General features: G+C 70.3%; 9 protein-coding genes, 1 pseudogene and 1 riboswitch. Of the genes and pseudogenes, 3 read left to right on the top strand and 7 right to left on the bottom strand.

Going from position 1 to position 6,808, the window contains the following annotated elements; translation table 11 throughout:
* The 3 genes and pseudogenes from ACIRCZ_RS12245 to ACIRCZ_RS12235 all read right to left on the bottom strand — a co-directional run.
* Positions 1-665 (bottom strand): annotated as a pseudogene (locus tag ACIRCZ_RS12245) (hypothetical protein); the annotation flags it as partial.
* An 84-nt stretch (positions 666-749) separates the two neighbouring features.
* Positions 750-1,766 (bottom strand): hypothetical protein, encoded by a 1,017-nt coding sequence (locus ACIRCZ_RS12240; RefSeq protein ID WP_402853381.1) that lies wholly within the window; start codon positions 1,764-1,766, stop codon positions 750-752.
* 94 nt (positions 1,767-1,860) lie between these two features.
* Entirely contained in the window at positions 1,861-3,084 is a 1,224-nt protein-coding gene (locus ACIRCZ_RS12235) for an MFS transporter (protein ID WP_402853378.1), read from the bottom strand.
* Positions 3,085-3,256: 172 nt separating this feature from the next.
* Between ACIRCZ_RS12235 and ACIRCZ_RS12230 the strand changes: the two genes are divergently transcribed.
* Together ACIRCZ_RS12230 and panD are read left to right on the top strand one after the other, a co-directional pair.
* The gene (locus tag ACIRCZ_RS12230; RefSeq protein ID WP_402853376.1) at positions 3,257-3,706 is read left to right on the top strand and encodes a MarR family winged helix-turn-helix transcriptional regulator; all 450 of its coding nucleotides are present in this window, start codon (positions 3,257-3,259) and stop codon (positions 3,704-3,706) included.
* A 71-nt stretch (positions 3,707-3,777) separates the two neighbouring features.
* Positions 3,778-4,191 (top strand): aspartate 1-decarboxylase, encoded by a 414-nt coding sequence (gene panD / locus ACIRCZ_RS12225; RefSeq protein ID WP_055896857.1) that lies wholly within the window; start codon positions 3,778-3,780, stop codon positions 4,189-4,191.
* Positions 4,192-4,211: 20 nt separating this feature from the next.
* Here the strand turns inward: panD and ACIRCZ_RS12220 are convergent, their stop codons facing one another.
* Positions 4,212-4,709, bottom strand: coding sequence for a hypothetical protein (locus ACIRCZ_RS12220; protein WP_402853373.1), 498 nt, complete (start codon positions 4,707-4,709; stop codon positions 4,212-4,214).
* Positions 4,710-4,843: 134 nt separating this feature from the next.
* Between ACIRCZ_RS12220 and ACIRCZ_RS12215 the strand changes: the two genes are divergently transcribed.
* Positions 4,844-5,206 (top strand): nuclear transport factor 2 family protein, encoded by a 363-nt coding sequence (locus ACIRCZ_RS12215; RefSeq protein ID WP_055896863.1) that lies wholly within the window; start codon positions 4,844-4,846, stop codon positions 5,204-5,206.
* 37 nt (positions 5,207-5,243) lie between these two features.
* Here the strand turns inward: ACIRCZ_RS12215 and crcB are convergent, their stop codons facing one another.
* From crcB to ACIRCZ_RS12200, 3 genes are all read right to left on the bottom strand, one after another.
* Complete coding sequence (gene crcB, locus ACIRCZ_RS12210; RefSeq protein WP_055896866.1) at positions 5,244-5,618, bottom strand: fluoride efflux transporter CrcB; 375 nt, start codon at positions 5,616-5,618, stop codon at positions 5,244-5,246.
* Positions 5,615-6,040: a CrcB family protein gene (locus tag ACIRCZ_RS12205; RefSeq protein ID WP_055896869.1), complete on the bottom strand. Its 426-nt coding sequence runs from the start codon at positions 6,038-6,040 to the stop codon at positions 5,615-5,617. The genes crcB and ACIRCZ_RS12205 overlap by 4 nt, the downstream gene beginning before the upstream one ends.
* A gap of 22 nt (positions 6,041-6,062) precedes the next feature.
* Positions 6,063-6,145: riboswitch (Fluoride riboswitch) on the bottom strand.
* Positions 6,146-6,173: 28 nt separating this feature from the next.
* A complete protein-coding gene (locus ACIRCZ_RS12200) occupies positions 6,174-6,698 on the bottom strand; it encodes a universal stress protein (RefSeq protein ID WP_055896872.1) in 525 nt (174 codons plus the stop codon).
* Between the last annotated feature and the right edge of the window lie 110 nt (positions 6,699-6,808).

Genomic DNA, 6,808 nt, shown 5'->3' with positions numbered 1-6,808 from the left:
ACAGCAGCGCCGATCGGCGCCTGGATGCCCGACGCGATACCGTCCGCGCCCGTCGTCGTCGCGCCAGAACCCGCGGGGGTTCCCGCTGCCGGAGCGGTCGCGGTCGATCCCGTGCTGGTCGAGTCGCCGAGCACGCTGATCGCGTTCCCGCCGACCGTCACCGGCACAGCCGCATCCACGGGGGCCTGCGTTCCGGAGGCGACGCCGTCCGAACCGGAGGTCGTCGGACCGGATGCCGCGGGAGCAGCAGCCGCAGGAGCGGGAGCAGCAGCCGACGTGGAGTCAGCGGTCGCCGCATCCCCCACCGCGCTGATCGAGTTGCCCGTGACCGTCACCGGCACGTTCACATCCACCAGGGCCTGCGTGCCGGAGAGCACACCGCCCAGCCCGTAGGTGTCGACCGACGCGGAAGGGGCGGGCGCGGCAGCAGGTGCAGCAGCGGCAGGCGCCGCAGCCGTCGCGTCCGCGCTGCTCGAGTCACCGAGCACGCTGATGCCGTTTCCGCTGATGGTCACAGGGACGGTCAGGTCGACGACGGCCTGCGTCCCGGATGCGGTGCCGTCACTTCCGCTGGTCTCGGCCGCGTTCGCGACGCCGACACCCGCCAGTGACAACCCGCCGAGGAAGAGGGTGAACCACAACCCCCTCGACACGTACTTGTTCATGGTCTTGCCTTTCGATTGAGTGTTTGTGCTCCCACACGGGAGACTTCGGTCGCGTTCTGCCGTAGAAGGGCAGAGGCGACCCACTCAGTCGGGGCTGGTGTCGTGGTCGAGCACGGGCGACGCCGGAACGCGGTCGTCGCCGAACGCACCGAGCAGGCCACCTCGTGCGGCGAGAGGTGCATTGAAGCTCTCCGTGACGGCCGCACCGGATGCGGCGCCACCGGTTCCCGCCCCGCCGGACCCACTACCCGTGGTCGGCGCAGGCGGAGTCGCAGGCGATGGCCCTCCCGGCTCGCCAGGCGTCGCAGGGACGCCGCCCGGCAGCGTCACAGAGCGTTCGCCAGCGGTCGCGACAGCCAGTGGATGCGCACCCGCGCGTCCAGCACGATCCGTCACGAGAATCGACGCGCCTGCATCGGCGCCCTGCGCGGCAGGAGCGGTCAGGGCGAGCTGGCCGCCCGCATCCGCACCCGGGGCACCAGGACCGTCGACACCCGGCGTTCCCGGGGCACCAGGACCGTCGACACCCGGCGTTCCCGGGGCACCCGGAACACCCGGCGTTCCCGGCACGACAGGCGGAAGAAGAGGCGGAATCGTGACGATCGGCGTCCCGGTGACCGGGTCCACTGCCTTCGTCGCGCCGTCGACCACGGAGGCGACCGTGTCGTCCACCGCGTCGGTGACCGGGGTGACGACCGTGGCGACGGGGTCGTCGCCGAGCAGGTCGTTGGTCAGCGGGATCGAATTCACGACGTTGTCGACGGCGGTCACGACCGGCGTCACCGTGCTGGTCACAGGAGCCTGGTCGGCGATGCTGCCGAGCGTGTCCGTGACCGGGGTGGTCACCGTGGCGACCACATCCTGGACGGGATCCGGAACGACGGGCGCGACCGCCTGGGTCACACTCGACGCGGCGTCGGTCACGCCGCCGACGACCGAACCGACCGTCTTGTCGAGGTCGGAGACCACGCCGCCGACCGCCCCGAGCACCGAGTGCACGGGAGGTGGCGGGGCAGGCTCTGCGGCGGACGCCTGAGACGAACCGAGGAAGAAGCCGAGGATCACGAGCCCGGCGCCGCCGATCAGAGACCCGATCAGCACGCGCGCAGGGGAGAAGGCGGTGGGCTGTTCAGCCGCTTGTACCAACCCGATCACCCCCTGACCGTTCGAGACAATCGCGACTGTACTCCTTCGTCTACCCGACAGGAACCGCCTCGGACGAGGTTTTTGCCGAGCCGTCCGCCGCCCGAGCGCGCGAGCGTCGCGCGGCCGACGCGGCGAACACCATCACGACCACGGCGCCCACGGTGATGAGCGCGCCCGCCCACAGCGGCGACGTGTACCCGAGCCCTGCGGTGATCGTCACTCCGCCGATCCACGCTCCGAGGGCGTTGCCGACGTTGAAGGCGGCGATGTTCGCGCCGGACGCGAGGGTGGGCGCATCCGGTGCGTAGTTCATCACGCGCATCTGCAGTCCTGGCACGGTCGCGAAGCCGAAGGCGCCCATCAGCACCAGGGCGATCACGGCTCCGACCGGGTTGCCGGCGACGAGCGCGAACACCGCGAGAATCACCGCGAGCCCGGAGAGCACCACAATCAGCGTCCGGTCGAGCGCGCGGTCGGCGAAGCGCCCGCCGAGCGCATTGCCGGCGAACAGCCCGACGCCGAACAGGATGAGCAGCCACGGCACGGCACTGGATGCGAACCCGCTGACCTCGGTGAGCGTGAATGCCATGTATGTGAACGCTCCGAACATCCCGCCGAAGCCGAGGACGGTCACCACGATGGACAGCCAGACCTGGCCGGAGCGGAACGCGCGCAGCTCGTGGCGGAGGCCGCCTTGCGCCGCCGGGTCCGCCGGGTCTGCAGCGCCCGTGCCCTTCGGCACGAGGGTCGCCACTCCGACCGTCGCCAGGACGCCGATGATCGCGATGGCCCAGAACGTGGACCGCCAGCCGAGCGCCTGGCCGAGCAGCGTGCCGAACGGGACACCGAGGACGTTCGCCGCGGTGAGGCCGGTGAACATGATCGCGATGGCGCGAGCCTTCTTGTCCGGCGCGACCATCCCGGCCGCGACCACGGACCCGATGCCGAAGAACGCGCCGTGCGCGAGAGCAGCGAGGACGCGGCCGGACAGCATGAGCGTGTATGTGGGGGCGAGCGCCGACACCGTGTTGCCGACGATGAACAGCACCATCAGCCCGAGCAGCGCCGCCTTGCGCGGGAGCCGGTTGATGGCCGCGGTGAGGAAGAGGGCGCCGACCACCACCCCGAGCGCGTAGCCGGAGATGAGCCAACCCGCCGCCGCTTCGTTCACGTGGAAGTCGGCGGCCACCTCGGGGAGGAGGCCGGCGATGACGAACTCGGTGAGGCCGATGCCGAAGCCGCCGAGGGCGAGGGCGATGAGGCCGACAGGCATAAGAACTCCTTGATGCTGATACTCTGATAGTTGCAAGCGCGTCATAAATAGTTGCACATGCAACTACCTTCCGCAACCCGTGGATGCGCGCGCCGGCACACAGACGACCGAGCACGGGCGACCGAGCACAGACGACCGAGCACGGGCGACCGAGCACAGACAGGAGGCCCCGATGGGAATCACCGACGACGCCGTCGAGGTGCGCGCCCAGGGCTGGCGGACCCTCGCCGCTCTGCACAACTTCATCGAGAGCGAACTCGAACGCGCGCTCAGCAAAGAGGTGCAGCTCTCCGTGGTCGAACACACGGTGCTCGACGCCCTCAGCCGCCAGGACGGCTGGCACATGCGCATGCAGCAGCTCGCCCGCGCCAGCGCGCTCAGTCCGTCTGCCACCACGCGCCTCGTCAACCGGTTGGAGGAGCGCGGCCTCCTCACCCGCGTGCTCTGCGACGACGACCGCCGCGGCATCTACACCGAGCTCACGGCCGCGGGCCACCACCTGCTCGACGCGGCACGCCCCATCCACGACGACGCCCTCGAGCGCGCTCTGGCCGAGGCCCACGACGTTCCGGAGCTCGCCTCGCTGATCTCCGCGCTCCCCCAGCTCGCGCTGGTGCACTGAGACCGCTTCGCTGAGGCTGCTCAACTGAGACCGCCTCGCTGAGACTGCATTCCTGAGAAAGGGCGCCCCCGATGCTCCGCACCATGTTCAAGTCCAAGATCCACCGCGCGACCGTCACGCACTCCGACCTGCACTACGTCGGCTCGCTCACGGTCGACCTCGACCTCCTCGACGCGGCCGATCTGCTTCCAGGCGAGCAGGTGAGCGTTGTCGACATCGCCAACGGAAACCGCTTCGAGACCTACCTGATCGCCGGCGAGCGCGGCAGCGGCGTAATCGGCGTCAACGGGGCCGCCGCCCACCTGGCGGAGGTCGGCCACCTCGTTATCGTCATCTCATACGCCCAGCTCACGGATGCGGAGGCCCGCGCGTTCGAGCCGACGGTGGTGCACGTGGATGCGCAGAACCGCATCGTCGCCGTGAACTCCGACCCTGCGGGCGCTCTGGTGCCCGGCGTCGAGACCCCGCCGTTCGCGGTGCGCTAGACACACCAGCGCAGTGCGGCTCAGCGCAGGATCTCGACCAGCGCGATCCAGCTGAACAGCGCGGCCCCGATCAGCGCCACGATCGTCCCGGCCGCCACGAAGTAGAGCGCAACGGGGCTCGACAGCACCCCGAGCACCCCGCCCACCGCGAAGATCGCAAGCGGTGCCACGAACGACGCGATGTGCTGCGCATCCCACCGGTGGAAGTCCGCCCGCTCCGGATCGCGCAGGATGGCCCGCGCGGCCAGCACCGCGATCACCACCCCGGTCGCCGTGCCTACGAGCGTCACGATCCCGTACGCCCACAGCGCCTGGCCGGGGATGAGCGCAGCGCACGCCAGCACGATGCCGAGGATGAGCGCCGCGATGGCGGCGCCCGCCCGCGCGGCCAGTCCGCGCGACTCGGCGATCTGCTTGATGTTCACCGACAGCGCCACGATCAGCAGCCCGCCGAGGGCGGCCCCCGCTCCCGCGATGGCGACGTTGAACTCCGCCCACGGCTCGAGCTGCGCATCCATGCCCACATGGTAGCGACGGGATGCGGTCCCCCGGCAGCCCCGCGAGGCCGGTGCTTGCGTCGCATTTCCCGGGTTTGCCGCGCATTTGGCGGCTTTCATGGCGCGTCGGCCACGCGTTGGCGTATAAAGAGGCCATGAGCGAACCGATCGAGAAGTGGGTGGCACTCTATCGGCGGGCGTGGGAGTCCAACGATCCGGACGACATCCGGGCGTTGTTCACCGAGGACGCCAGCTACCGCACCGAACCGTTCGCCGAACCGTGGGACGGGCACCTCGAGATCGTCGAGGGCTGGCTGGATGCGCAGGACGACCCTGGCGCGGCCACGTTCGAGTGGCGCATCGCAGGCCAGGATCAACTCACCTACTTCGTCGAGGGCGTCACCGACTACCGCGACGGCCCCATCTACAGCAACCTCTGGGTGGTGAAGCTCGTGCCGGATGGCCGCGCCGAGGAGTTCACCGAGTGGTGGATGGAGCAGGAGTCCGCGCAGGACTGACCCGTCGACTCTCCTCCGCCTCCGCTGGCCCCGCCTGCTACAGCGAGCCGAGCCAGAGGCCGAGGCCGGCGGCGGCGAGCGCGAGCAGCATCATGCCGAACGCGTTGAACGCGGCGGCGCGGTAGCGGCGCTGCTGCGCGAGTCGCACGGTCTCATAGCTGGCCGTGCTGAACGTGGTGTATCCGCCGAGGAAGCCCGTCCCGATCACAGCGCGCCACTCCGCCGGCAGGCCGTTGGCGATCGCGAGGCCGGTGACCAGGCCGAGGAGGAACGACCCCGTCACGTTGATCACCGTGGTGCCGAGCGGGAACGAGACCACGATGCGGCTGCGCAGCACGCCGTCGAGCACGAGGCGCGCGACGGCGCCGAGCCCGCCGGCGACGGCCACCCCGAGCACGAGCAGCGGCGTCATTCGGCGCGCCCCAGCCGTGCGGCGAGCGCGATCCCCGCGAGCGTGGCCGCCGCGCCCACGACGATCGTCGCGATGGCGTAGAGGATGCTCCCGCCGAGGTTCTGGGCCGCGATCAGCCCGTCCGCATCCACCGCGAACGCGCTGTACGTGGTGAACCCGCCCAGGATGCCCGTGCCGGCGAACAGGCGCAGGTTGCGGCGCATCCCGTGGTCGGGTCCGCGCAGCGCGAGCGTCTCGAGCAGCCAGCCGAGCACGAACGCGCCGACCACGTTGATGCCGAACGTCGCCACCGGCAGACCGGCGAGCGGGGGCACAGCGGCCGAGATCAGGTAGCGGACCGTCGTTCCGAGGGCGCCGCCGGCGAACACGAGTCCGAGGTAGCGCCAGTGCAGATGCACGGGAACGGGTCTGGTCGTCGACACAGCGGTATCCACCCTTCGGTCAGGAAGCGTAGGAACTATCAGCGGACGACGCGGTTCGGGCACGGCACGGGTGCTGCCCAGGCGAGATCCATCGCCGTCCGCCCACTATACCGATGCACCCGATACCGACCCGTCAGACCGGCGGGTCCTCCCACGGCAGCGCACCCTTGCCCGGCACGGGCGCCAGCGGCACCACGATCACCGGTCGGTGCTGCCGGTGCGCCAGATGCACGGCCACCGATCCGTTGAAGAACTCGCGGATGCTCCCCCGCAGCCCGGCCTCGCGCGTCCCGACCACGATGTAGCGCGCATCCACGTCGTCGGCCAGCTTGGTGAGCGCCCACGACGGGTCTCCTGCGAGCTGCTGCAACTGGTACGGCACGCCCGTGCCGTCGAGCACCTCCCTGATGCGTTCCGCCAGCTCAGGGTCGAAGGTCTCGTCCTCGACCTCCGGCAGGTCGGGGTCGTACGGCAGGGCGACCACCGTGCCGTCGACGTAGCTCGACACCAGGTACCGGTTGGGGTCGACGTTCGCGCAGACCAGGGGGACGTCGAGATCGTCGGCCAGCTTGATGGCCTGTTCGAGGACCGTCACCGGCTGTCCGGGGACGACCGCGACGAGGATTCCTCCACGCAGAGTGCTGTCGTTGCCGCTCATGTCCCTAGTGTGCACCACCTGTGCCCTCGACGGCTGCAGGATGCTGGGGTACGGTCGCGGTAACGCGCTGACCCCGCGGGTCGACGCCCCGACAGCCCGACAGCCACCAA

Source organism: Leifsonia sp. NPDC102414 (genome assembly GCF_044765685.1).
Lineage (GTDB): Bacteria > Actinomycetota > Actinomycetes > Actinomycetales > Microbacteriaceae > Leifsonia.
Note: the sequence above shows the minus strand (reverse complement) of the source record. Positions and strands in the feature narration are given on the sequence as shown.